This window comes from Flavobacterium croceum DSM 17960, assembly GCF_002917885.1.
GTDB lineage: Bacteria > Bacteroidota > Bacteroidia > Flavobacteriales > Flavobacteriaceae > Flavobacterium > Flavobacterium croceum.
Genome location: NZ_PQNY01000001.1, coordinates 213,213 through 239,554 on the forward strand (window position 1 = coordinate 213,213; position 26,342 = coordinate 239,554).

Consider the following 26,342-nt stretch of genomic DNA (forward strand, 5'->3'; position numbering starts at 1 on the left):
ATGAAAAATAAATTTGTAAAAACAATTGTAGTTGTCCTTTTAGGAGGTGCATTATCCATTTCTTGTAAACCCAAAAACTCTAGTGAAGCAACTGCTGGAGATGCCGAAAAAGCATATGTAGCTCCTGGAAAATACGATGAGTTCTACAACTTCGTGTCTGGTGGTTTTAGTGGTCAGTTAAGTGTTTATGGTCTTCCAAGCGGAAGATTATTTAGAGTTATCCCTGTGTTTTCTGTCGATCCTGAAAAAGGTTGGGGTTACAGCGAAGAAACAAAACCCATGTTAAATACCTCTCATGGTTTTGTGCCTTGGGACGATTTACATCACACCGAAATGTCGCAAACTAATGGTGAAGTTGATGGACGTTGGGTTTTTGGTAATGCCAACAACACACCTCGTATTGCTCGTATTGACCTAAAAACATTCAAAACAGCAGAAATAATCGAATTGCCAAATAGTGGTGGGAATCACTCTTCTCCATTTATTACTGAAAATACAGAATATGTTGTAGCAGGAACTCGCTTTAGTGTACCAAGTGATTATGCTAATGGAGATGTGGCAATCAATACTTATAAAGAAAATTTCAAAGGTCATATTAGTTTTGTAAAAGTGGGTAAAGAAGGCGAAATGGATTTAGCATTTCAAATTGTAACACCTGGTGTAAACTTTGACCTTTCGCATGCAGGAAAAGGAAAATCTCACGGATGGTTTTTCTTCTCTTGTTATAATACTGAGCAGGCAAATACTCTTTTAGAAGTAAATGCTTCTCAAAAAGATAAAGATTTTATCATGGCTGTAAATTGGAAAAAAGCTGAAGAATACCTAAAATCAGGAAAAGCTAAAAAACAGTCAGTAAAATATGCTCACAACAAATGGAATGAAAAAACGCATACTGCAACTTCTGAAATTAAAAATGAAGTAATGGTTCTTGATGCAGCTGAGTTAAAAGACATTTGTTATATGATTCCTTGTCCAAAATCGCCTCATGGTTGTGATGTTGATCCAACAGGAGAATATATTGTAGGTTCAGGAAAATTAGCAGCATTAATTCCAGTATTTAGTTTTGATAAATTAATGGGGGCTATTAAAGACAAAAAATTTGATGGAAATTATGGTGGAATCAATGTTGTAAAATATGAAGCAGCTCTTCATGGTGAAGTTCAAAAACCAGGTTTAGGACCTTTGCACACCGAATTTGATGGAAAAGGAAATGCTTACACAACATTCTTCGTATCTTCTGAAGTTGTAAAATGGGATATTAAATCATTGAAAGTTTTAGACAGAGTTCCAACTTATTATTCTGTTGGTCACTTATGTATTCCTGGTGGAGATTCTAAAAAACCTTTCGGAAAATATCTTGTAGCTTATAACAAAATTACTAAAGATAGATATTTGCCAACAGGACCAGAATTGGCACAATCTGCTCAAATATTTGACATTAGTGGTGACAAAATGAAACTTATTTTAGATTTTCCAACCATTGGAGAACCACACTATGCTCAAGCAGCTCCAGCCGATTTAATTAGAAATAACGGTCAGTTGAAATTCTACAAAATTGGAGAAAACAATCACCCATTTGTAGCAAAAGGAGAAAAAGACGCAAAAGTAGTTCGTCAAGGAAACCAAGTTCATGTTTACATGACTTCTATACGTTCACACTTTGCTCCAGATAATATTGAAGGTATCAAACTTGGCGATGAAGTTTATTTTCACGTAACAAACCTAGAGCAAGATTGGGATGTTCCTCACGGATTTGCTGTAAAAGGCGCAGATAATGGAGAGTTATTAATCATGCCGGGTGAAACAGCAACGCTTAAATGGAAACCAAATAGAGTAGGTATTTTCCCTATGTATTGTACCGATTTCTGTAGTGCATTACACCAAGAAATGCAAGGATACATAAGGGTTTCTCCTGCAGGAAGTTCTGTTCCGCTTACATGGAGTGTGGGAACTAATTTACCAAAAACAAAATAATTTTTACCAAAAGGGACAAAAGTTACTTTGTCCCTTTTAAAATTCTAATAATATGAAATCTTCAAAAATTTCAATGGTATCAAAAATGATGCTTTTTATAGTCTCAATACTATTTTTAGGATCACTATTTGTTCCAATGTGGCAAATCGAATTAGAAGCTCCACAATATCCTGAAGGTTTGGTTTTGCGGCTTCATGCAAATAAAATTGGTGGCGATGTGGAAATCATCAACGGATTAAATCATTACATCGGAATGGCAACTTTGCATACCGAAAACTTTTTTGAATTTACAGTTTTACCCTATATTTTTGGTGGTTTAGCAGCAATTTCTCTGTTGCTTGTTTTTATAGCCAATAAAAAAGCGGTTTTAGTTTTCTTTATTTCATACATACTTTTTGTGGCTTTAGCAGCAATCGATTTCTATAGATGGAATTATGAATACGGACATAATCTTGATCCAAATGCAGCAATAAAAGTACCTGGAATGGCTTATCAACCGCCGTTAATTGGTTACAAACAGTTGTTGAACTTTGGTGCCTATTCTATTCCAGATATTGGTGGATGGTTTTTAACAGCTTGTGGTTTACTGTTATTTTTTATCGTTGTTAAAGAATATAAATTATTTACCAAAAAGAAAACTAGTTCGTTATGAAATCATTCTTAATACTACTAATAACATTTTTTGTTATTTCTTGTAATTCAAATCGACCTAAACCAATAAAATTGAATTCGGAAAATTGTGAGTTCTGCAAAATGACAATTGCTAACGGAAAATTTGGTGCAGAATTAATCACGCAAAAAGGAAGATATTACAAGTTTGATGATGTTGCTTGCATGTTGCAATATACTAAATCAAATCAAGTTCTGGTTAAGATGTTTTTTGTTAATGATTATTTAAAAGAAAATGAATTAGTTACAGCCGAAAAATGTTTTTTTCTAAAAGGCGGAACAATCAATTCTCCAATGCGAGGAAATATTGCTGCATTTTCATCTGATAAAGAACAAAAAGAATTTCAAACCAAATTAAATGCTGAACCTATGACTTGGCAACAAGTTTATGATTCTTATAAATGAAGAAATTAATCTGCATATTATTTTTACTATTATTTTCTATTTCAAATGCTAAAACCATTGAAGTAGGAAGCAAATTTCCTGTCAAAAAAATCAAGCAAGCTCTTCAATTAGCTGTTGATGGCGACACAATTATAGTAAATGGTGGAGTTTATAAAGAAGGTAATATCCTAATCAATAAAAAAATCATTTTTCTTGGTAAAAATTTTCCAATTATTGATGGTCAACGCAAGTTTGAAGTCATTTCTGTTAATGCCGATAATGTTGTCATCAAAGGATTTAAAATCATCAATTCAGGCTATGCTTCTCTTGATGATCCATGCGGAATTAAGGTTTATGATAAATCTTTTGTAAAAATTGAAAACAACATTCTCGACAATAATTTCTTCGGAATTTATCTTCAAAATTCTAGAAATTGTTTAATCAAAAACAATAAAATTTTAGCTTACGGAAAACAAGAACAATTAATTGGAAACGGAATTCACTGTTGGAAAAGCGATAATCTTCAAATAATTGCCAATAAAATTTCGGGACATCGTGACGGAATTTATTTTGAATTTGTAACACAATCTATCATTTGGAGAAATATTTCCAATAAAAACATTCGTTATGGTTTGCATTTTATGTTTTCTAACGACGATGCTTATATAACGAATGTTTTTAAAAATAATGGAGCTGGTGTTGCTGTTATGTTTACCAAAAATGTAAAAATGTATAACAATTATTTTGAAGAAAACTGGGGCGATTCAGCTTATGGTTTATTGCTTAAAGAAATTGCCGATAGCTATATTTTCAACAATAAATTTGCTCGAAATACATCAGGGATTTACATGGAAGGAACATCCAGAATCAAGGTCGAAAAAAACGTTTTTGAATCAAATGGTTGGGGAATGAAAATTCAAGCAAGTTGTATGGATAACGAAATTGTAAACAATAATTACTTAAAAAACACTTTTGATATTAGTACCAATGGAAGTTTGGTTTTAAATACTTTCAATTCTAACTATTGGGATAAATATGAAGGATATGATTTAGACAAAAATGGAGTAGGCGATGTGCCATATCATCCATTGAGTTTGTTTGCTGTTTTAACCGAAAAAACACCTTCTGCCATGTTGCTATACAGAAGTTTTATGATAACACTTTTAGATAAGTCTGAGAAGGTTTTGCCAAGTATTACACCTGATAATTTTATAGATAAAACGCCTTTAATGAAATCGTTGCCATTATGATTGAAATTAAAAACATAAACAAAAAATTTGGAAAATTAGAAGTGCTGAAAAACGTTAATCTTTCTTGTAAAAGTGGCGAATGTATTGCGTTAATTGGACCAAATGGTTGTGGAAAAACAACATTGATAAAATCAATTCTCGGAATGGTTCTGCCAGATAAAGGTTCTATTGAATTTAATGGAAAATCCGTTTTAGGAGAATATATCTATCGCGAAAACATTGGTTATATGCCACAAATTGGGCGTTATCCGGATAATATGACGATTGGACAGATTATTGAAATGATTAAAAAAATTAGAAATTCCAATCAAGAATTAGATGAAGGTTTGCTAAAAGCGTTTGAATTAGAAAAAATGTTTGATAAGCAAATGCGAACACTTTCGGGTGGAACAACTCAAAAAGTGAGTGCGGTTTTAGCTTTTTTATTCAACCCAGAAGTGTTGATTTTAGACGAACCAACAGCTGGTTTAGATCCATTGGCTTCTGAGATTTTGAAAGAAAAAATCATCAAGGAAAAAGAAAAAGGAAAACTCATTTTCATAACATCACATTTACTAAGTGAATTAGACGATTTGATTACCGAAATTATTTTTATGCAAGACGGAGAAGTTCATTTTCATAAAAAAGTAGAAGTTTTAAAAACTGAAACCAATGAAACTAAAATTTCAAAAGCTATCGCAAGTATTTTGAAACAAAAGCAACCTGAAATTCATAACCCAAAACTAGCAAAAGTGTCATGAATAGAATTATAAAAATCATATTACTCGATATTTTAAAAAGCAAAATAGTTTTGGCCTACACCTTTATTTTAGCCATTTTATCATGGAGTTCATTTGCTTTGGAAGACAATTCAGCCAAAGGTCTTTTAACCATTTTGAATGTGATTTTATTTACTGTTCCATTGGTTTCCATACTTTTTGCAACGATTTATTTGTACAATAGCTCTGAATTTATTGAGCTTTTACTAAGCCAACCTATCAAAAGAAGAAAAATTTGGATAAGTTTATTTCTTGGACTTTCATTTTCTATGATTTTGGCCTTTTTTGTCGGCGCAGGAATACCATTATTACTCAATTCGCCCGATAGTATTGGCGTTATGATGTTGCTAAATGGTTGTTTAATAACCGTAATTTTTACTGCATTAGCTTTTTTAAGCTCTATTTTAACAAGAGATAAAGCCAAAGGAATTGGAATTGCCATTATGACTTGGTTGTTTTTCGCTTTACTTTTCGATGGATTGGTTTTGTTTTTATTATTCCAATTTCAAGATTATCCAATTGAAAATGCAATGGTTGGAATTACTGCTTTTAGCCCAATTGATTTGGCACGAATTCAAATTCTTTTGCATCTTGATGTTTCAGCAATGATGGGTTATACAGGCGCTATTTTCAAGGACTTTTTTGGAACATCAACTGGATTAATTGTTTCGTTTTTATTGTTGAGTTTATGGGGGATTATTCCGTTTTTTATTTCGTTGAAAAAATTTAATAAAAAAGATTTGTAACCAATGAAAACCGATATAAGAAATAAAAGAGACATCGAAAAGCTTGTAAATGCTTTCTACGAAAAAGTCAAAACCGACGAAGTGATTGGTTATTTGTTTACTGATGTTGCCAAAGTTAATTGGGAAACTCATTTGCCAAAAATGTATAATTTTTGGGAAAATATATCGTTCTACACAGCCAATTATAGCGGAAGCCCAATGGCTGTTCACAAAGAATTGCACCAAAAAAGTACTATGACACAAGAACATTTTCAGCATTGGAATATGCTTTTTAATGAAACGGTTGACAAACTTTTTGAAGGGGCAAAAGCAGATGAAATTAAAAACCGAGCATCAAATATAGCTCAAGTAATGATGTATAAAACACTTGCATAAATGCTACATCAACTAATATTAATAATTCATCTACTAGCTGCAACGATTTGGGTTGGTGGTCATTTGATTCTATTGCTTCGTTATGTTCCTAAAGCTATAAAAACTAAATCACTTGAAGAGTTATCTGCATTTAGGAAAAATTTTGAACCTGTAGGAATGCCATCACTTTTCATTCTAATTGTCACAGGAATAATAATGGCTTATAATTATAATGTGACTATTGAAAAATGGTTTTTATTTGAAAATGCTATAGAAAAAATAGTAAGTATCAAGTTGATTTTACTTTTTGTAAGTTTGACTTTGGCTTTTATTACCATCAAATTTGTTTTGCCATCAATAGATAAATTATCACCTTTTCTTCTTTATTTTATAATCTTTTTGGTCACAACTATTGCTGTTATGATGCTTATTTTAGGAAGTTTAGTACGTGTAGGTGGTTTATGATTATAGTCATGTTTTAGGTTTTTTTCAAGTTATACATTTGATTAAAATTATTAAACATGAATACTACAAAAAAAATGACAGTTGGAGAATATGTTGCCACAGACTTTAGGACAGCAGCTCTTTTCTCAAAATATAAAATAGATTTTTGTTGCAAAGGCAACAAAACTCTTGATGAAGTTTGCCAAGCAAAAGGTTTAGGTATTAATCAAATTGAAAGTGAAATCAACACAGTTTTAAACACCAATTCTTCTTCAGAAATGGATTTTAAATCGTTTTCACCAAATTTATTGATTGATTATATTATTGAAAAACATCATGAATATATTCAAGAAAAAACACCTGTTTTATTGATGTATTTGGATAAATTATGTAAAGTTCATGGTGAAAGACATCCTGAATTATTTGAAATCAATTATTTATTCAAAATTGCATCAAGTGAATTACTAAATCATTTGCAAAAAGAAGAAGTTGTTTTGTTTCCATTCATTAAAACCATGACAAATGCAATAAAAAAGAACGAAACTATTCAACAACCAGGATTCGGAACTGTTGAAAATCCTATTGCAATGCTAAAACATGATCACGAAACCGAAGGCGATTTGTTTGTTAAAATTTCAGAATTAACCAACGAGTACAATCCACCAATTGACGCATGTGAAACATATAAAGTAACTTTTGCAATGCTAAAAGAATATGAAGAAGATTTGCATAAACATATCCATCTAGAAAACAATATTCTGTTTCAAAAAGCAGTTGAATTAGAAGAAATGTTCAATATTTTAGATTAAAGTTTTAAGGAAAATTGAGAAAGCGTGAAATATTTTCACGCTTTTTTTATGCCTTTTAGAAACTCAAAAACAATAATGTACAATCCAACTAAAATTCCCAATCCGAAAAGTACAAATACTACATAAAACCAATGCAATGAATCTTGAAATTGGCTAAAAGAAACTGATTGCTTAAAAAATGTCCAATGTGCTTTTTTCATTCCCATAATAAGCATGCTTATCCAGAAAAAAAGGAATGATAGGTTGAAAATTTTTATTCCATTTCTAATTCTTTTTTCGGAAATAAAAGTAAATTTATTTTCATTTTCCAAAATGTAAGCAATTGATGACAAGAGAATTAAAGTGTTTATTCCAATAGTCGTTCCCATTGAATGAGCGACAGTAATATGAGTTCCGTGTGTAAATAAATTTATCGATGGAATAGAAAGTAATAATGCCAAAAACAGATTTAAAAACACCCAAATATCAGCTAAAATCATCAATTTATATGCTAGTGAATAGTCGATTTTATTTTGTTCAGATAAACTTTTTTTCCAGTCATAAATTATCGAAATAAGAACAATCCATTCGGTCATGCTGATTGCATAAGCAAAATATCTAATCCAAGGTGCAGTTGGGATTATGTAAATATGATGCGCCCAGCCAAACATTAAGTTGGTCAAACCAAGCAAGTAAAAGAAAAAGGCTTTTTTAGATTTAGCATAACTTTCATTATTGCTAATTTTTGACATTACAAATAACGAAGTTCCATAAACAAGCATATTCCATGAGCCAACATACGAGCCACCAGCTTTCCATTGCATGGTAATATTTTGAATATAATTGCTTCTAAAATAAGGAAGTATCCACAAATGTGCTTCGGTAAAATGATAAATCATAAAAACGATTCCAGTTGCCCACATCCAATAGTAAACTGGCCAATCTTTAAAGTTTGGAAGCATTGTTTTGAAATAGTTTACACCAAAAATTATCCAACCTAAAGCAATTGGGAAATAGAAATAACTTGGAAATTCTAAGTATTCTTTTCCTTCAAAATTTTTAGATAAATATGAAATACTGATGCCAATTCCAGTTATGATAAAGAGCCCAAAATGCCATTTAACTAGCTTTTGATTTGCATTTTCAATATAGTAATAAATGCCTCCAATTGCACCAAGCAATATCCAGGAAACTACAAATAATGTATGAAGCGGTCGCAAAACAGTAAAAGGCAAAATTTCTTTTATAAAGTCAGGAATTATATATTGAAAACCAGCTAATAATCCGCAAAGAAGTCCTAATAATAAGGCAATTAATCCGACAGATATAAAAAAGAAAGAATACTTATTTGTTTTCATAATTCTGATTTTTGTATTTAATAGAAACCCAACCATTTGGTTTTATATTAGCATCAATATTTGGGTAATAACCTGTTTGATCTGCTTCTTTTAAAAATTGAACTAAATCGTCTTTTTCTTTTTCAGATAAATCGAACTTTGGCATAGCCTTAACACCGCTTTCTATAAAAGCTTTTATATAGACTTCGCCTTTTCCTTTTGTAGAATAAATATTGGTTAAATCAGGTCCTAGATAGCCACCAAGTCCATAAAGTTGATGACAAGAGTTGCAGTTGTTTTTTAGCCAAATGTTTTCGCCATTTATAGCTTTTTTAGAAAGGTGAATGGTTCCATAATCAGATTTGGAAGTATAAATTGTAAAATTATAGATTGAAAAAACAGAAACTAATAAAGTTAAAAGCAGAAGGTATTTTTTAGAATTTTCCATAATTAAATTAGGCAAATGTTCTGCAAATTGAATAAAACTTGAGGATTATAAATATGATTTAAATCACAAAAAAGCGTGAATTACGACAATTCACGCTTTTTCAGTTTAAAGAAAAACAAAAATCAAATTGAATTAATAATTATGTTATTTTGGTAAAAGTACATCGCCTATTACATGTATTATTCCATTACCAGTTTCTATAGATGTGGTTATTTCAGAACCGTTTACAAAGGTTTTTTCGCCTTTTTTAGTTATCTTTATTTTTCCACCAAATACCATGTCAAACTCTTGTCCATCTTGCATATATTCTGTTTTTAGAGTTCCTACATAAGTATGATAACCTAAAATATTTTCTAAATCCCCTTTTTTCTCGGGTTTTAATAAATCGTCAACGGTTCCTGCAGGCAATTTTTCAAAAGCGGCATTTGTTGGAGCAAAAACAGTAAATGGTCCAGCATTACTCAAAGAAGTTACCAATCCTGCTGCTTTCACAGCCGTAACTAAAGTAGTGTGGTCTTTGCTTCCAATAGCGGTTTGCACTATGTTTGGCACCGAAGTTTCATCAACAACATTCTCTTGACCACCAGATTGAACTTCTGTTGATTGAGCTGTCGACTCTGTTGCTGTTTGTTCGTTTTGTTTACAACCTATGGCAATAAATAAACTTGCCAATAACAATGTTTTAATTGATTTTTTCATAATAGATACTTTTTTATATACTTTCAAAGTATACATACAAAGTACCTAATTATGAAACTGTTATTTTATGAGTGCAATCATAATAATGGAATATTTTTAACTTTTTTTATAGAATAAAAAGCAATAATCCCAATTCCAGAAACTAGAATAATTGCAGCTACAAAAAGCATCTCGTTCACATACGGTATTGGTGTGTAACTAAACGATGCAATACCTTGAACAGCAAGAATTATTTCGTTTAAGAAAACACCAATTGAGAAAATAATTATGCCAATTTTTATTGGTTCGTTAAAGTGAATTAAATGATTAGCATAAATGTAAAAAAGTAAAAATAAACTAATAATGGCTAACAAAACCAAATGTAAATAAGCAATTACTATCGGTCTAAACCCAAAGGCAAGTTGACTAATAACAGGAATTGTTGAACACAATTGAAGCAAAAATTTTATACTTAAGGCAAAACCAACAAAAAGTAAAATATAACGCAAAACGAAATGAGAATTTTCAAGAAATTTTCGTTTCGTTTTTATTATAATTAGTAAAAATCTAAACCAAGTATAAACTTGAATAAAAGCGGAAATTACAGTTAAAATATAAATGATAATTGGCAAATCTAACCAAAGTGTGGAAAGAAAATAAGCTGGAATGCAAGCTGCAAAAAATAGTTTGAAAATATTCTTAAAAAACGGATTTTCTTCTGATTTTAATTGTAAAAAAGAAAACAGCAACCCCATACATACAAAGAAAAACCATCCGTTGTATTGAAAGTGTAAATAATAGTAAATTGAAGCCAAATATTCTTCTTGATGAATGTTTTTGGTTACCATCATATAAGCCAAAGCAAAAGTTCCTATTGATGAAAAAATATTGAAAAAAAGTGCTGCCTTGAACCAATTTTTGGGCAAATCATTATCAGAAATCAACTTCAAATTTTTTATGAAATAATAAGCAAAAATACAAGTAACTACAATAGAAGAAGTTGAAAAAATAATCGAAAACAACCCATAACCTTGAATGATGAAAAAGACCAACATTCCGTATGCACAAATTAAATTGACAAATAAAACTTTATTGTATTTCTCAATAAATTTATTTTCTATATTCTTTATTTTTTTCTCTAAATAAATAATCATCAATACTATTAAAGTATGACTAATCCAACCAGAAAAAGCAAAATGGGAGTGTGAATGTTGTAGATGTTTTTGGTCAAAAAATGGAAATTTAAAACCAATTTTATAGCGCATTAAAAGACCTAAGCAAGCTACTATTAATAGGTTTACTAATGAAACTTTTAACCAAAATTTATTGTTCAATTGCATTAATAATATATTTTGTGATTGATAATATCAATTTTATTGCAGGTCTTCATTTTTGCAAAAGCACGAATTACAGTTTCAACTCTTAACCCTGTAAAATTGGCAATTTCTTGTCTTGTAAATGGAACTAATTCTTTTGTTTTGCAATCAGTACCTTTTTTGTGAGCATTCAAAAATGCTAAGATTCTAAACTCAGGCTTTTGATTGATGATGTCTTTTGATGTTTTAGCTTTAGAGTGAATGCGTTTGGCCATCAAGATCATGAATTGTTTTTGAATTGATGGATATTCGTCTAAAATTTTTAAAAATTTATCTTTAGATAGTTTAATAATTTTACTGTCTTGAAAAGCTACCGCTGTTGCTGGGTATTTTTCATCAATAAACAAAGGAGGCTCTCCAAAACATTGACCAATGGAAAAATAACCTTGCGTAAATTCCTTACCATCATAGTTAGAATTAAACATTCGAATGTTACCTTCTATAATTTGATAGTAGAAATTGGCAATTTCATCTTCGTCAAAAATCACTTCATTTTTCTTATATTCTTTTGCTATAGCTCCATAAGAAAATAATAAATCTAAATCAATTTGCATGATTGATAATATATTTTTTAAATTGAAAAAACCGTTGCCAGATAGCTTTTTCGACTTATGATTACAAAGTTAATTTTATAAAAATACTAAAATTATGACCATAGTCATATAAAAAGTGACTCCCTATAATAGATACAAAGAATAAAAATGATGAGAAAGAACGGCTGTAATTTAGAAAGTCTTTTATAATAAAGGTGTTAGAATGTAAGTTGTTTATCATTAGGCAGTACGAATATTAGGCAATAGGTTTGAGAAACAAAAGATGATTTCAGATTAGGTAAAAAAGATAAAAACATCAAAAAATCCATTTTATAGTCAACTAAAATTAAAAAATCTACCTGCCCAATTTTCGGCAGTTAATCATAAAAATAAAAATGTTTCGAGCCCAGCAGGGATGGGCTATATCTCGGAAAGTCCCGAAAATAAAGAAATTTGGTTCGAGATTTTGTCAGTAGGGGGAGCTAACAATAGAAGCCGCTATTTAGTGGCTTTTTTTATTTTATACTATTTGTTTTTGCGTTGTGCAAAACAAAACCATAGTAAGTCACGTTAAAAATATTTTATGCACCTAGAATCCAATATATTGTTGTGTATTTACTTAAAAAATGCCAGAAAAAGCGAAAGAATATGACTCAAATCATATAAAATTCCTAGTATCTGTTGTACATTTGCCTTATGAATAAAATCATAATTGTACTTGTTTTAGCACTATTTCTAAAGCCAATTTTGCCGGTTATAGATTATGTAGTCAATTATGATTATATCTCTAAAGTTCTTTGTGAGAACAAATCAAAACCCCAACTTAAATGTAATGGGAAATGTCATTTAATGAAAGAACTAGCAAAGGCGTCAAATGATGATAAACCGCTTAATTCTGATAAAAAAAATACATTTTCCCAAGAAACAGAACTTTTATTTTGCAATGAAATAACCGATATTTTTGTTGCACAAATTTATTTTTATTCCAAAAAACCTACACAGTGTACATATTCAAACTTATATTCTCATTTGATGAGTAATTCTGTGTTTCACCCACCAACATCATTTTTTTCTATTAGTTAAAATACGTAAAACGTAGTATTACCCAAATTAAAATTGAATCACTATACATTGTCGATTTGTCTAATCAAGTTGATACAGGATTTTTATATCCTAAAATTAAATAATATAAAAAAATGAAACTATTTATAAAAAATCTATTTGCTATTTTAATTGTAGCAATACTATTTACATCATGTTCAAAAGATAATGAAACAGAAACTCCCGTTGTTAATGAACTTGATGGATTAATAAAATTTAAAGAATTGAGTAATTCAACACACGTTGTAGAGTTATACTCTACTACAGGTGCAACAGTTCAAGGATACAATGAAATAAGCTTGCGAATAAAAGACAAAGCCAACAATCAATACATTACAAATGCTACTGTAACTTGGTTACCTATTATGCACATGACAATGATGAGCCATTCATGCCCAAAATCTGAAGTAAAAAAAGTATCTCCTAGCGGTACGCTTTACAATGGTTACATTATGTTTCAAATGCCACAAAACGCTACAGAATATTGGGACTTAAAAATAGATTATACTATTGATGGTACTTCGTATAGTGTTACATCGGTTATTGATGTTCCTGCTTCTCCAAAAAGAACAGTAAACACATTTACAGGTTCTGATGGTGTAAAATATTTGGTAGCCTATGTTAGTCCGCGTAATCCAAAAGTAGCAATTAATGACTTGGTAGTAGGCGTTTGGAAAATGCAAGACATGATGAATTTTCCTGTGGTTGATGGATACACTCTAAAAATAGATCCAAGAATGCCTAGTATGGGCAATCACAGTTCTCCAAACAATGTACACGCAACACAAAGCGCTGTAGGAAATTTGTATACAGGTAAATTGTCATTGACTATGACAGGCTATTGGAAAATAAACCTTCAATTGGCAAAACCTGATGGTACTATAGTTAAAGGAGAAGAAATTACCGATGTAGTTACGTCTAGTAGTATTTATTTTGAAGTAGAATTTTAATTTTTTTAAAAGACCAAAGCAATACGTGGCTTTGGTCTTTTTATTTTTTTGATATGAAAAATCTACTTACTATCGGTTTTTTAATCTATTGCTACACATTCAACTTTGCTCAAAACAACATCAAAACCGATACTTTGTTGCCTATTAAAATGCAAGAAGTTATTATAATTGGTAAAAAAGCGCAACTTTTTGAAAAACAAACAAAAGTACTTACCACACTCGATGATTATTTGCAAAAATCGGCTAAAGTTGGAATGATAAAGCGAGGAGCTTATGCTTGGGAACCAACGCTTAATTCGATGTCTACAGAACGCACTTTGATTACTATAGACGGTATGCGCATTTTTGGTGCATGTACAGATAAAATGGATCCAATAACATCGTATGTTGAAGTGTCCAACTTATCTGAAGCAACAGTTTGTTCTGGTCAAGAAGGGTCGTGTTTTGGTAATACAATTGGGGGTTCAATCGATTTGAAAAGAAATAATACGGTTTTTGGAGCTAAAAACTGGAATTTTAATATTAACTCTGGTTTTGAAACAAATAATAAGCAAAAAATTATAGGTTCGTCTATACAGTATCAGGATAGTTTGTTTTATTTTGATACAGATTTTATGTTACGTGATGCCGAAAATTACAAAGCTGGAAAGCATCAAGAAATTTTATTTTCGCAGTTTAAAAAAGTAAATTTCTCATCTACATCAGGTTTTAAAATCGATAAAAACAAACACATTGAGGCTTCATTAATTTACGACAAAGCAACCAATGTTGGGTATCCTGCTTTGCCTATGGACGTTTCTATTGCCGAAGCAATTATCACTTCTTTAAAATATGAGTATTCCCCATTGAACAAAAAGATAAACCATTGGGAAACAAAATTGTATTACAATACAATTATGCACAAAATGGACGATACAAAACGCCCTTTTGTTCCCATACATATGGATATGCCAGGGTGGAGTAAAACATTTGGATTTTACTCTAAACTAAATTTTAAACAAAACCAACATCATTTTTTGCTCAATATCAATTCGTTTTACAACACATCTTTGGCCGAAATGACTATGTATCCTGCAAATCCAAACGAAAATCCAATGTTTATGCTTACTTGGCCAGATGTTCTTACGGCTTATCATGGTGCTTTTCTAGAAGATAGTTATTTTTTAAATTGTCATTCAAATGTAAAATTTTCCGCCTCATTGGGTAACCATGCAAATACGGTACAAAGCACTTTTGGGTTGAATAGTTTGCAAATTTTTTATCCAAATATGACAGCAAAAAGCAATAGGGTTTTAAAAAGTTTTGCCGGAAATTATAATTATTTCAAGAATCATATCCAATTTGGATTTGGTGTTGCCTACGGCGAAAGAGCTCCTTCGGTTACAGAAGCCTATGGATTTTACTTGTTTAATAGTTTTGAAAATTATGATAATATTGGAAATCCAAATTTAAAAAACGAGTCGTCTTTTGAAGGGAATTTCTTTTTTGAATTTAAGAAAGAAAAAATAGCGTTACAATTAAATTCATCATATTTTCATATTGCAAATTATATTGTAGGAAAACCAAACCCAGCTTTAGTTCCAATGACTATAGGAGCAACAGGCGTAAAAATATATTCTGCATTAGACTATGCCACAATTTTTAATGTGAGTTTGCAAACCGAATATAAATTTTCTAAGTATGTAAAAAGTAACATACAATTGGTATATAGTAGGGGTAAAGATTTTATGAATATTAATTTACCATTTATAAGTCCTATTCGATATTCAACATCTATTTTGTATACTAAAAATAGATTTTTATCAGAATTATCAATTCAAGGAAACACAAAACAAGTACATTTTGGTGCTATTTATGGAGAAGATAAAACACCAGATTACGCTTTACTCCATGCAAACGTAGGCTACAAATTTACGATGCCTCAAGCGAAAGTAATTTTAAAACTTGGGGTTGAAAACCTGCTCGATGCCTATTACTCAACGTATTCAGATTGGAATAATGTTCCAAGACAAGGGAGAAATTGCTATATTAATACTGTATTTAGTTTTTAATAAACAAGCCTCAATAGTATTTGTGTAAGCTAGTGTTTAAAAAATTAATTTATAAAAATAGAGTATAAAAAACACGCTTTATTAGGCGTGTTTTTTATACTTTGAAATTCTAATTTAAGGTTTAAACACATTGTTGTTTAATTTTACATCAGCCATTAAACCAGATGGATCTATAGAAATTGATTGTATTGAAGATTTTGGTTTCGAAATAGTAAAAGTATAAGTAGGCATTGCCCAAGCCCAATCGCCCAAAATAGTTCTAGAAATTTCAGGAGTAGGATTTTCTTTTTGGTAATGCATCATTTTTAGCGGAATGTAAAAACTTTCTTTGCTACCGTCTGTATATTCTACATATATATCTATAGGCATAGGCATTCTACCTATTCGTTCGAGCGTAATATTGGTAGTATTTGAGTTTGTTGAATTTGCTTCAACATTTTTAATGCCATAATCTATGGTGTTTGTTGTTTGTGTCCAATCTACCAAATACCAATCTAAATGTGCGTTGGTAATACGCTCTGCGGTGCGTTTAATATCGTTGGGTGTTGGGTGTTTAAATTTGAATTCATCAAAGTATTTTTGAAGTGTTTTAATAACGTTTTCTTTTCCTACTAAATATTCAAGTTGCGTTAAAAACAATTCTCCTTTGCTATATGAGGCTATACTGTACGCAAAATTCACATCATATCGGTCGGCATGAGTTGATAGTGGTTGTTCTTTACCAGATTCTACCAATTTTCTATATGAATTGTATGAGCCTACAACTGGGCGTTCTCCTTTATTTTCGGCTAAATAGTGCATGCCTAAGTCTTCTATATAAGTTGTAAAACCTTCGTCCATCCAAGGGTGTTTACTTTCGTTGGTAGCCAAAATATGTTGAAACCAAGAGTGTCCCATTTCATGGGCAATAAGACCTACGAGTCCTTCAAGTTTACCTTCGCCTAGTATTAAAGTACACATGGCATATTCCATACCTCCATCACCGCCTTGTATTACAGAATATTGCTCGTAAGGGTATTTGCCTACAATGGTATTATAATACTGCATTAGCTTTACTGTTTCTGGCTGTGCTTTTTTCCAATTGTCTATAATGTCAGGATTGTTTTTATATAAAAAATGAAGCGTGGTACCAAAATCTGTTTTTACTACATCATGAATATATTCTTTGTCGGCAGCCCAAGTAAAATCGTGAACCATTGGCGCTTTAAAATGCCAAGTTAGTGTTTTTTGTTTTTTTGGTATTGTAACTACAACGCCTTTATCTTGATAATTATAACCTATTTCGTTGCCGTTTTGTAAGTATCCTGTAGCTCCAATTATATAATCTTTGTCTAAAGTGATTTTCACATCAAAATTGCCCCAAACACCATGAAACTCTCTTGCAATATAAGGGTCTGCGTGCCAGCCTTCAAAATCAAATTCGGCTATTTTTGGGTACCATTGCGCCATAGAAAGTGCCACGCCTTCTTTGTTGTTTCTTCCAGAACGGCGTATTTGTACAGGTACTTGACCATTAAAATCTAACGTAAATACAGTAGAACTTTTTGGGAGTATTGGTTTGGGTAAAATTACTTCAAGTACGGTTTCTTTATCTATAAGTGTAGCAGGCTTTCCATCTTGTAAAAAATAAGAAACGTTTAAATAGCCAATCTCATCGGGTTTTAGTTTTGAAATACGACTTTGAGTAACTTCTTTATTATCTACTTTTATTTTTTCTACCATTCTACCATCGGGATCTTTTATGTTTTGCAAGCGAATATCCATTTCGCTACCTGGTTTGAAGGCATTATTAAATAAATGAAAATATACTTTTGTTAAAGTATCAGAAGAATTGTTTGTATATACCAATTCTTGTTTACCTGTATAACGGTAGTTTTTTACATCAACATTTACATCAATTTTATAATCTACATGTTGTTGCCAATAGTTTGTACTTTGAGAAAAGCATATATTGAGCGATAGAATAAAGAATAAAGAAGAGAGTACTTTGGTCATAAATAATAGATAAATAACCACATTTTCTGACTGTGTAAATTTCAGAAAATGTGGTTGTTAATAAAATAAAAAATTATTTTTTAGACATTTGTTCTGCCATAAGCAGTGCATTGTAAGCATTTATTATTTTTCCAGATACGCAAGTTTCGGCAAACGGTTTAGATTGTGCTTGTTCACCTACGGCTACTGTTGTTAAAATAGGTGTACCAGAATCCATAAGGATATGTTTTACTTGACTAGCGGTTAAGTTTGGATAGTATGAACGAATTAATGCTGCAACACCAGCAGCATTTGGTGCAGCCATAGATGTTCCTTGTAAAAATTTGTATTTATTGTTTGGAACAGTAGCATATATTTTAACGCCAGGCGCAAAAACATCTACATTTTTTTGTCCGTAGTTCGAAAAATTAGCAACAATTTTAGAGCCGTATTCTGGGTTTAATGCGCCAATAGTAAGTACATTGTCTGCTATTTCTGTTCCAGAAACTTCATCTGTAGGAAAGTTTGGTTCTGCATCAACATCTTTACCATCGTTTCCGGCAGCATGTACAAAAAGAACATCTTTGCTAGCAGCATATTTTATAGCATCAAAAACCCATTGTTTGTTGGGCGAATAGTCTTTACCAAAACTACCATTAATTACTTTAGCGCCATTATCTACAGCATAACGTATAGCAAGAGCGATATCTTTATCGTATTCATCACCGTTTGGAACAGCACGAACAGCCATTATTTCAACATTATTGGCTACCACACCATCGCCACCTTTTTTGTTTCCTCTCAATTGAGCAACAATTCCAGCTACATGTGTACCGTGTTCGGTATCTTCTACATTAGGACCTTTTACATTTCCGTTTCCATATTTTTTATCGTTTATATCATAAGGGTTATCGCCTACAACTTTACGACCATCAAAATTTACATTTAAGTTGTAGTTGAGTTGTCCGTATACATATTCTATTTGCCCTTTTAATTCTTCTTGAAAATTAGGACCAACTTGTGTAGCGACACTCATCATTATCATTTTGCTTTGATTTAATGAGGTGTCTGTAGTTGTGATTTTTTTCAAATCGTCTAGTGTATAGGTGTCTTTTTTCAAATGTGCTTTGATAGCTTTGTCGGCTTTGTCTATCATATCCATTTGTGGTTTATATTGGTTCATTTCGGCCAATTTAGTATCAAGTTCTGCTTTGGCTTTTTTATAAGTTTCCGAACCATCATCGCCTTTTTTTACAATACGAGTAAGCTCTAAATTTTCGTTTGTAGCTTCTCCAAGAAAATTCCATCCGTATACATCATCTATGTATCCATTTCCGTCATCATCTTTTTTGTTACCAGCAATTTCTTTGGTGTTTTTCCAAATATGTCCTTTTAAATCTTCATGGTCAATATCAACACCAGAATCTATAATCCCTACAATTATTTTTGTACTTTTTTTCCCTTTTACTAATTCTTTGTAGGCTTTATCTACACTCATTCCAGGGATAGTATCTTTGGCAAGGTCTAAATGACTCCATCTTTTTAAATCTTCCTCTTTTATTGGGGTTGTTTTTGTTGGATTTTTATCAATATTAGCCGGATTTGTACTCAAAATGGGTGCTACAGCACTCTTACAACTTACAAGTGCCAAGGCTGCAATAGCCGTAATGGTTATAGGTTTTATTAATTTCATTCGTTTACTTTTAATTTTTAATAATGTAGTTAGTATATTTTTGTGCCAAAAAGTTACAAGATTTTATAAAATATCTTGGCACGAAAAAACCTCTTTCAACCGCACACCTTTTTCGGTGTTTTCAACAGTAATAATTTGATTATGAGCATCGTGTTCAAGCCACAAATAATAATTATTGGTTGCAGCTGCGTTCATAAATTTTGCTTTTTCATCCATCGTTAATAATGGACGAGTATCATAACCCATTACATACGGAATAGGAATATGCCCAGCAGTTGCCAATAAATCTGCACAAAAAACAATGGTTTTGTTTTGGTATTTTATGTGAGGCAACATTTGTTTTTCGGTATGTCCGTCTACATACAAAATATCAAAACCTAATTCATTTGAAAAACCAAAATCGGTATTAGGTCTATCAATAAATTTTAATTGACCACTTTCTTGCATAGGTATGATGTTTTCATGCAAAAAAGAAGCTTTTTCTCTCGAATTGGGCTCGGTTGCCCAACGCCAATGATTTTCGTTTGTCCAGAATGTTGCATTTTTAAAACCAACTTCAAAACCTGTTTTGTCTTTATTCCAAATTACACTTCCGCCGCAATGATCAAAATGTAAATGCGTCATAAATACATCGGTAACATCATCTCTATGAAAGCCATGTTTTGCCAACGATTTTTCTAGCGAATGATCGCCCCACAAAGAGTAATAACTATAAAATTTTTCCGACTGTTTATTGCCCATTCCTGTATCAATCAAAATAAGGCGATTGCCATGTTCTATAAGCATACAGCGTGCAGCAATATCTATTAAATTGTTAGCATCTGCAGGGTTTGTTTTGTTCCAAATGGCTTTGGGCACTACGCCAAACATAGCTCCACCGTCAAGCTTAAAATTGCCTGCTTCAATAGGATATATTTTCATAAAAATACTTGTTTTCTGTTTGCGCCAAATTACAAAAAATAGCATAAACAAAAACTATATCTCAATAAGTTATAAAAATCAATTCATTTTTAGTAAAAAAGCATAAATGTACTATCTTTGCCATTAATTTAGACAAAATCAAAATAAGCATGATTAAAGTTTCGGAATCTGCAAGCAAAAAAATCATCGAAATGATGAAAGAAGAAGGTTTTGATGCCACACAAGATTACGTTCGTGTAGGTGTAAAAAGCGGTGGTTGTTCGGGATTATCGTATGAACTTAAGTTTGATAAAGAGCTTACTGAAAACGATAAAGTTTTTGAAGATAACGAGGTAAAAATAGCTGTTGAAAAAAAATCGTTTTTGTACTTAGCGGGAACTATTTTGGAATATTCTGGCGGATTGAACGGAAAAGGATTTGTGTTTAACAACCCCAATGCACAGCGTACCTGCGGGTGTGGAGAATCATTTTCGTTATAATCATTTAAAGATTGAAAAATTTAAAGATTATGACTAAAACGTTTGAAGAATTTGAGGTTTATAAAAAGTCTATTTTTTTAACAAAGAAGGTCTTCAAATTATTAAGCGATAAAAATTTTGACAAAGAATTTGGATTTAAAGACCAAATGAAAAGAGCAGTAATATCGATTACAAATAATATTGCTGAAGGTTCGGAATATAACAATAATAAGCAGTTTATTAGATAATTGCAATATTCAAAAGGAAGTTGTGCAGAAGTTAGAAATATGTTGATATTATCAAAAGAGTTAGGTTTGTGTGAAGAAGAAAATATTTAAATCTGTTACAACATGAGTATTGAAATTTCGCAAAATATTTTCAATTTTATTAAATACTTGAATTGAAAATTGGAAACAAAATAAATATTTTAAGAGTTAAGGAATTATTTAATCTTTAAATTTTTCAATCTTTAAATTAAATAAATGGCAAAATATACAGAAGACGATCTAAAAGTCGAACTTGAAAATAAAGAATATGAATACGGTTTTTATACCGATATAGAATCGGAAACATTTCCGGCGGGTTTAAATGAAGATATTGTACGTGCCATTTCGCAAAAGAAAAATGAGCCCCATTGGATGACCGAATGGCGACTTGAAGCTTTTCGTATTTGGCAAAATATGGAAGAACCAGAATGGGCCAATGTTCATTACGAGAAACCCGATTTTCAAGCAGTATCCTATTATTCTGCACCCAAAAAGAAAGACAAATATGCAAGTTTAGATGAGGTAGATCCAGAATTGCTGGAAACCTTTAAAAAACTCGGAATTTCTCTCGATGAACAAAAAAAACTAGCAGGTGTAGCCATGGATATCGTTGTAGATTCAGTATCTGTAGCCACTACATTCAAAAAAACATTAGCAGAAAAGGGAATTATTTTTATGAGTATTTCTGAAGCTATAAAAGAATATCCCGAATTAGTTCAGAAATATTTGGGTACGGTAGTACCTAGAACCGATAATTTTTATGCGGCCTTAAATTCGGCTGTATTTTCAGATGGTAGTTTTTGTTATATTCCAAAAGGTGTAAAATGCCCAATGGAATTATCTACTTATTTTCGTATTAATCAAGGTGGAACAGGGCAATTTGAAAGAACCTTGGTTATTGCAGACCAAGGCAGTTACGTGTCTTACCTAGAAGGTTGTACTGCTCCAAGTCGCGATGAAAACCAATTACACGCTGCCGTTGTAGAGTTAATCGCTCTAGACGATGCAGAAATTAAATATTCTACTGTTCAAAACTGGTATCCCGGAAACAAAGAAGGTAAAGGTGGTGTTTTTAACTTCGTAACCAAAAGAGGTTTGTGCGAAAAGAATGCTAAAATTTCTTGGACACAAGTAGAGACTGGCTCAGCCGTAACCTGGAAATACCCTTCGTGTGTATTAAAAGGAGATAATTCAATAGGTGAATTTTATTCGATTGCCGTTACCAATAATTTCCAGCAAGCCGATACCGGAACGAAAATGATTCACTTGGGAAAAAACACCAAATCGACTATTATTTCAAAAGGAATTTCGGCAGGGAAATCGCAAAATAGCTATCGTGGTTTGGTACAAATAGGAGCAAGAGCTGAAAATGCACGTAATTTTTCGCAATGCGATTCTTTATTAATGGGTAATAATTGTGGTGCTCATACCTTTCCATATATAGAAAGTAAAAATACTAGTGCAAAAATTGAACACGAAGCAACGACTTCAAAAATAGGAGAAGACCAAGTGTTTTATTGCAATCAAAGAGGAATTCCAACGGAGAAAGCTATTGCATTAATTGTAAACGGTTTTAGTAAAGAAGTTTTGAATAAATTACCAATGGAATTTGCTGTTGAAGCACAAAAACTGTTGGAAATTTCATTGGAAGGTTCTGTTGGTTAATTTGTTTAAAGTTTCAGGTTTCAAGGTATGCCTGAACAAAAAAACATAATCGAATATAAAATAAATTTAATAGAAATGTTTCAAGAATACTTTTTATCAACTTGAAACTTGAAATAAAATAAAAACATGTTATCAATAAAAAACCTACACGCTTCAGTTGAAGACAAAGAAATATTAAAAGGAATTAATCTTGAGATAAAAGAAGGAGAAGTTCATGCTATAATGGGACCAAATGGCGCCGGAAAATCAACACTTTCTTCCATAATTGCTGGAAATGAAAACTACGAAGTTTCGGAAGGTGAAATTATTTTAGACGGCGAAGATTTGTCTGAACTAGCACCCGAAGAAAGAGCACACAAAGGCGTTTTTCTATCGTTTCAATATCCAGTAGAAATACCAGGTGTTTCGGTAACCAATTTCATCAAAACAGCTATTAACGAAAAGCGTAAAGCTAACGGACAAGACGAAATGCCTGCGAATGAAATGCTAAAATTAATTCGTGAAAAATCAGAGTTATTGGAAATGGATCGTAAGTTTTTATCTCGTTCATTAAACGAAGGTTTTTCGGGTGGAGAAAAAAAACGTAACGAAATTTTTCAAATGGCGATGCTCGAACCCAAAATAGCAATACTAGATGAAACCGATTCTGGCTTGGATATCGATGCGTTACGAATTGTTGCCAATGGTGTAAATAAACTGAAAAACGAAAACAATGCAGTACTTGTAATCACGCACTACCAACGTTTGTTAGATTACATTATTCCCGATTTTGTACACGTTTTAATGGACGGTAAAATTGTAAAATCGGGCACAAAAGAATTGGCTTTAGAGCTTGAAGAAAAAGGATACGATTGGATTAAAAGTGAAGTAGTCGAAAGTCAAAAGTCTTAAAGGCGAAAGATGGGAAAGTTCAGTACGTTTGAAGAAATTAATTCTTGGCAAAAATCAAGAGTATTTAATAAACAAATTTATCAAATTACTGAAAATTCAAATTTTAAAAAAGACTATGATTTTGTTAAGCAAATTAGACGAGCTTCACTTTCAATTTCATCAAATATTGCAGAAGGATTCGAAAGAAACACAGATAAAGAATTTATTTATTTTCTTTATGTAGCAAAAGCATCTGCCGGTGAAGTTAGGTCTCAATTATATTTAGCTTTTGATTTAGAATATATTACAAGAGAAGAATTTGAACAACTTTTAGAATCTGTTACAGAAATTTCAAGATTGTTAAGTGGTTTTATTAAATACTTGAGTCTAAAGTCATAAAGCCTAAAGTCATAAAGGGATTATTCTCGATACGATAAGGCTTTTAATTTAAAGACTCATAAATAACATTTAGTTGACAATCTGAGGTCTTTCGACTTTAGACATTCGACTTTAAGACAATAAAAAATGGATTTAAAAGAAAAATTAGTATCGTCTTTCATGGCTTTTGAAGAACAAATCGATGTAACATCACAGTTGCACGATGTTCGAACATTAGCCATTAGAAACTTTGAAAATAAAGGCTTTCCAACCAAAAAAGAAGAAGCGTGGAAGTACACGTCGTTGAACGCTATTTTAAAAAACGATTTTACGGTATTCCCAAAAAACGAAAATGCAGTAGAATTTAAAGATGTAAAAAAATACTTTTTACACGAAATAGACACTTATAAAGTAGTTTTTATTGATGGTATTTTCAGTTCGTTTTTATCGTCTACAACACACGAGGGTTTAGACGTTTGCCTTATGTCTTCGGCACTTACAAAGCCAAAGTATAAAATGGTTATTGACGAATATTATAATAAAATAGCCAGCAAAGAAGAAACATTAACCACACTCAATACTGCTTTTGCAACAGAAGGAGCGTATATTAATATTCCAAAAAGTAAAATTGTAGAAAAACCTATAGAGATTATCTATTTTTCTACCGGAATAGAAAACGCACTAATGTTGCAACCTAGAAATCTTATTATTGTTGGTGAAAATGCACATGTTCAAATTATTGAAAGACATCAAGGGTTGCACGAAAATGCAGTTTTAACCAATGCTGTAACTGAGGTTTTTGCCAAAAAAAGAGCCATTGTAGATTATTACAAAATTCAAAATGATTTACCGTCGGCAAATTTAATAGACAACACGTATATTTCTCAAAAACAAGAAAGTAGAGTATCGGTTCACACGTTTTCTTTTGGTGGAAATATGACGCGAAACAATTTGAATTTTTACCATTTTGGCGAAAGAATAGACTCTACATTAAAAGGAATTACAATAATTGGAGATAAACAACACGTAGATCATTACACACTTGTGCATCATGCTACACCTAATTGTGAAAGCCATCAAAATTACAAATGTATTGTAAACGATAATGCTACAGGAGTTTTTAATGGTAAAATATATGTAGATAAAGAAGCTCAAAAAACCAACGCATTCCAGCAAAACAACAATATACTTTTAAGCGATAAAGCCACTGTAAATGCGAAACCCCAACTAGAAATTTTTGCCGACGATGTAAAATGTTCACACGGTTGTACCATAGGACAATTAGACGAAAGCGCAATGTTTTATATGCAACAGCGTGGTATTCCAAAACAAGAAGCCAAAGCATTATTAATGTTTGCATTTTGTAACGAAGCCATAGAAAGCATTAAAATAGCCGAATTAAAACAACGCATTACCAAAATTATAGCCAATAAATTGGGTGTTAATTTAGGGTTTGATTTGTAGAAACAAACTATATTTTTTAAATCTTTTTTTAATTTCTATATTTGAAATAAAATTAGTCATTTCTTGAAAACAAAAATATATTTTGCTTCCGATCAACATCTTGGGGCACCTACTCACGAGGCAAGTTTTCCTAGAGAACAACTATTTGTGTCTTGGCTCGATACCATAAAGCACGATGCAGAAGCTATATTTTTGCTTGGTGATTTATTTGATTTTTGGTTTGAATACCAAACCGTTGTTCCAAAAGGTTTTGTGCGTGTTTTGGGTAAACTAGCCGAGATAAGAGATAGCGGTATACCTATTTATTTTTTTGTAGGTAATCATGATTTATGGATGAATGATTATTTTGAAAAAGAATTAAATATTCCTGTTTACAGAGATAACAAAGAATTTACATTTTACAACAAAACTTTTTTGATAGGGCATGGCGACGGAAAAGGGCCAGGAGATTTGGGCTATAAACGTATGAAAAAAGTATTTGTTCACCCGTTTTCAAAATGGTTATACCGCTGGTTACATCCCGATATAGGCGTAAAACTAGCTCAATACTTATCGGTAAAAAACAAATTAATTTCGGGTGAAGCCGATGTAAAATACTTAGGAGAAGATAAAGAGTGGTTGGTACACTATTGCAAGCGAAAACTACAAACCAAGCATTATGATTACTTTGTTTTTGGACACAGGCATTTACCTATGAGTTTAGCAGTAGGTACAAACGCAACTTATATTAATTTAGGAGATTGGGTAAGTTATTTTACGTATGGTGTTTTTGATGGAGAAAAATTTGATTTAGAAACTTTTAAAAAATAATT

General features: G+C 31.5%; 27 protein-coding genes. 19 read left to right on the forward strand and 8 right to left on the reverse strand.

All coding sequences use genetic code 11. The annotated features are described in order from the left end of the window. The 9 genes from nosZ (at nucleotide 1) to ric (ending at nucleotide 7,388) form a co-directional block, all read left to right on the forward strand. Nucleotides 1–1,974: a Sec-dependent nitrous-oxide reductase gene (nosZ, locus tag Q361_RS01050; protein ID WP_103724849.1), complete on the forward strand. Its 1,974-nt coding sequence runs from the start codon at nucleotides 1–3 to the stop codon at nucleotides 1,972–1,974. Nucleotides 1,975–2,026: 52 nt separating this feature from the next. Then, nucleotides 2,027–2,626, forward strand: coding sequence for a hypothetical protein (locus Q361_RS01055; RefSeq protein ID WP_103724850.1), 600 nt, complete (start codon nucleotides 2,027–2,029; stop codon nucleotides 2,624–2,626). A 101-nt stretch (nucleotides 2,627–2,727) separates the two neighbouring features. Continuing rightward, nucleotides 2,728–3,048, forward strand: a complete 321-nt coding sequence (locus tag Q361_RS01060) for a nitrous oxide reductase accessory protein NosL (RefSeq protein WP_169929236.1) — start codon at nucleotides 2,728–2,730, stop codon at nucleotides 3,046–3,048. Then, on the forward strand, nucleotides 3,045–4,277 hold the full coding sequence (locus Q361_RS01065) for a nitrous oxide reductase family maturation protein NosD (protein ID WP_103724852.1): 1,233 nt from the start codon (nucleotides 3,045–3,047) through the stop codon (nucleotides 4,275–4,277). Before Q361_RS01060 ends, Q361_RS01065 begins: the two co-directional genes overlap by 4 nt. Beyond that, nucleotides 4,274–5,017, forward strand: a complete 744-nt coding sequence (locus Q361_RS01070; RefSeq protein WP_103724853.1) for an ABC transporter ATP-binding protein — start codon at nucleotides 4,274–4,276, stop codon at nucleotides 5,015–5,017. Before Q361_RS01065 ends, Q361_RS01070 begins: the two co-directional genes overlap by 4 nt. Beyond that, on the forward strand, nucleotides 5,014–5,781 hold the full coding sequence (locus Q361_RS01075) for an ABC transporter permease subunit (RefSeq protein WP_103724854.1): 768 nt from the start codon (nucleotides 5,014–5,016) through the stop codon (nucleotides 5,779–5,781). The genes Q361_RS01070 and Q361_RS01075 overlap by 4 nt, the downstream gene beginning before the upstream one ends. A 3-nt stretch (nucleotides 5,782–5,784) precedes the next feature. Next, nucleotides 5,785–6,156 (forward strand): group III truncated hemoglobin, encoded by a 372-nt coding sequence (locus Q361_RS01080; protein ID WP_103724855.1) that lies wholly within the window; start codon nucleotides 5,785–5,787, stop codon nucleotides 6,154–6,156. Beyond that, nucleotides 6,157–6,600: a copper resistance protein CopD gene (locus Q361_RS01085; protein WP_103724856.1), complete on the forward strand. Its 444-nt coding sequence runs from the start codon at nucleotides 6,157–6,159 to the stop codon at nucleotides 6,598–6,600. A 56-nt stretch (nucleotides 6,601–6,656) separates the two neighbouring features. Beyond that, nucleotides 6,657–7,388, forward strand: a complete 732-nt coding sequence (ric, locus tag Q361_RS01090) for an iron-sulfur cluster repair di-iron protein (RefSeq protein ID WP_103724857.1) — start codon at nucleotides 6,657–6,659, stop codon at nucleotides 7,386–7,388. Nucleotides 7,389–7,423: 35 nt separating this feature from the next. Here ric and Q361_RS01095 read toward each other — a convergent pair whose 3' ends face one another. From Q361_RS01095 to Q361_RS01115, 5 genes are all read right to left on the reverse strand, one after another. Further along, nucleotides 7,424–8,725: a cbb3-type cytochrome c oxidase subunit I gene (locus Q361_RS01095; RefSeq protein WP_169929237.1), complete on the reverse strand. Its 1,302-nt coding sequence runs from the start codon at nucleotides 8,723–8,725 to the stop codon at nucleotides 7,424–7,426. Continuing rightward, nucleotides 8,712–9,152 carry a c-type cytochrome gene (locus Q361_RS01100; protein ID WP_103724859.1) on the reverse strand — a complete coding sequence of 147 codons (441 nt, stop codon included), beginning with the start codon at nucleotides 9,150–9,152 and terminating at the stop codon, nucleotides 8,712–8,714. The genes Q361_RS01095 and Q361_RS01100 overlap by 14 nt, the downstream gene beginning before the upstream one ends. Nucleotides 9,153–9,296: 144 nt before the next feature. Then, complete coding sequence (locus Q361_RS01105) at nucleotides 9,297–9,851, reverse strand: fasciclin domain-containing protein (protein ID WP_103724860.1); 555 nt, start codon at nucleotides 9,849–9,851, stop codon at nucleotides 9,297–9,299. Between the two features lie 77 nt (nucleotides 9,852–9,928). After that, nucleotides 9,929–11,170 carry a hypothetical protein gene (locus Q361_RS01110; protein WP_103724861.1) on the reverse strand — a complete coding sequence of 414 codons (1,242 nt, stop codon included), beginning with the start codon at nucleotides 11,168–11,170 and terminating at the stop codon, nucleotides 9,929–9,931. After that, a complete protein-coding gene (locus Q361_RS01115) occupies nucleotides 11,170–11,760 on the reverse strand; it encodes a Crp/Fnr family transcriptional regulator (RefSeq protein ID WP_103724862.1) in 591 nt (196 codons plus the stop codon). The genes Q361_RS01110 and Q361_RS01115 overlap by 1 nt, the downstream gene beginning before the upstream one ends. 675 nt (nucleotides 11,761–12,435) lie before the next feature. On the opposite strand from Q361_RS01115, the gene Q361_RS01120 reads away from it, so the two are divergent. From Q361_RS01120 to Q361_RS01130, 3 genes are all read left to right on the forward strand, one after another. Further along, complete coding sequence (locus tag Q361_RS01120; protein WP_103724863.1) at nucleotides 12,436–12,822, forward strand: hypothetical protein; 387 nt, start codon at nucleotides 12,436–12,438, stop codon at nucleotides 12,820–12,822. 113 nt (nucleotides 12,823–12,935) lie between these two features. Next, nucleotides 12,936–13,790, forward strand: a complete 855-nt coding sequence (locus Q361_RS01125; RefSeq protein ID WP_103724864.1) for a hypothetical protein — start codon at nucleotides 12,936–12,938, stop codon at nucleotides 13,788–13,790. A 53-nt stretch (nucleotides 13,791–13,843) separates the two neighbouring features. Beyond that, nucleotides 13,844–15,841 (forward strand): TonB-dependent receptor, encoded by a 1,998-nt coding sequence (locus Q361_RS01130; RefSeq protein ID WP_103724865.1) that lies wholly within the window; start codon nucleotides 13,844–13,846, stop codon nucleotides 15,839–15,841. 114 nt (nucleotides 15,842–15,955) lie between these two features. On the opposite strand, the gene Q361_RS01135 is transcribed toward Q361_RS01130, so the two are convergent. The 3 genes from Q361_RS01135 to Q361_RS01145 all read right to left on the reverse strand — a co-directional run bounded on the left by Q361_RS01135 (nucleotide 15,956) and on the right by Q361_RS01145 (nucleotide 20,429). Continuing rightward, the gene (locus Q361_RS01135; protein WP_103724866.1) at nucleotides 15,956–17,836 is read right to left on the reverse strand and encodes a M1 family metallopeptidase; all 1,881 of its coding nucleotides are present in this window, start codon (nucleotides 17,834–17,836) and stop codon (nucleotides 15,956–15,958) included. Nucleotides 17,837–17,909: 73 nt separating this feature from the next. Next, entirely contained in the window at nucleotides 17,910–19,508 is a 1,599-nt protein-coding gene (locus tag Q361_RS01140; protein ID WP_103724867.1) for a S8 family peptidase, read from the reverse strand. 63 nt (nucleotides 19,509–19,571) lie between these two features. Then, a complete protein-coding gene (locus Q361_RS01145) occupies nucleotides 19,572–20,429 on the reverse strand; it encodes an MBL fold metallo-hydrolase (protein WP_103724950.1) in 858 nt (285 codons plus the stop codon). A gap of 149 nt (nucleotides 20,430–20,578) precedes the next feature. Between Q361_RS01145 and Q361_RS01150 the strand changes: the two genes are divergently transcribed. The 7 genes from Q361_RS01150 to Q361_RS01180 all read left to right on the forward strand — a co-directional run bounded on the left by Q361_RS01150 (nucleotide 20,579) and on the right by Q361_RS01180 (nucleotide 26,340). Then, nucleotides 20,579–20,908 carry a HesB/IscA family protein gene (locus tag Q361_RS01150; RefSeq protein WP_103724868.1) on the forward strand — a complete coding sequence of 110 codons (330 nt, stop codon included), beginning with the start codon at nucleotides 20,579–20,581 and terminating at the stop codon, nucleotides 20,906–20,908. Nucleotides 20,909–20,937: 29 nt separating this feature from the next. After that, a complete protein-coding gene (locus Q361_RS01155) occupies nucleotides 20,938–21,135 on the forward strand; it encodes a four helix bundle protein (RefSeq protein WP_103724869.1) in 198 nt (65 codons plus the stop codon). Nucleotides 21,136–21,369: 234 nt separating this feature from the next. Beyond that, a complete protein-coding gene (gene sufB, locus Q361_RS01160) occupies nucleotides 21,370–22,818 on the forward strand; it encodes a Fe-S cluster assembly protein SufB (RefSeq protein ID WP_103724870.1) in 1,449 nt (482 codons plus the stop codon). Between the two features lie 126 nt (nucleotides 22,819–22,944). Next, nucleotides 22,945–23,709 (forward strand): Fe-S cluster assembly ATPase SufC, encoded by a 765-nt coding sequence (gene sufC / locus Q361_RS01165; protein WP_103724871.1) that lies wholly within the window; start codon nucleotides 22,945–22,947, stop codon nucleotides 23,707–23,709. Nucleotides 23,710–23,718: 9 nt separating this feature from the next. After that, complete coding sequence (locus tag Q361_RS01170) at nucleotides 23,719–24,087, forward strand: four helix bundle protein (protein WP_103724872.1); 369 nt, start codon at nucleotides 23,719–23,721, stop codon at nucleotides 24,085–24,087. A 126-nt stretch (nucleotides 24,088–24,213) separates the two neighbouring features. Continuing rightward, a complete protein-coding gene (gene sufD, locus Q361_RS01175) occupies nucleotides 24,214–25,530 on the forward strand; it encodes a Fe-S cluster assembly protein SufD (protein ID WP_103724873.1) in 1,317 nt (438 codons plus the stop codon). Nucleotides 25,531–25,593: 63 nt separating this feature from the next. Next, nucleotides 25,594–26,340, forward strand: a complete 747-nt coding sequence (locus Q361_RS01180) for a UDP-2,3-diacylglucosamine diphosphatase (RefSeq protein ID WP_169929239.1) — start codon at nucleotides 25,594–25,596, stop codon at nucleotides 26,338–26,340. The last annotated feature ends 2 nt before the right edge of the window (nucleotides 26,341–26,342 follow it).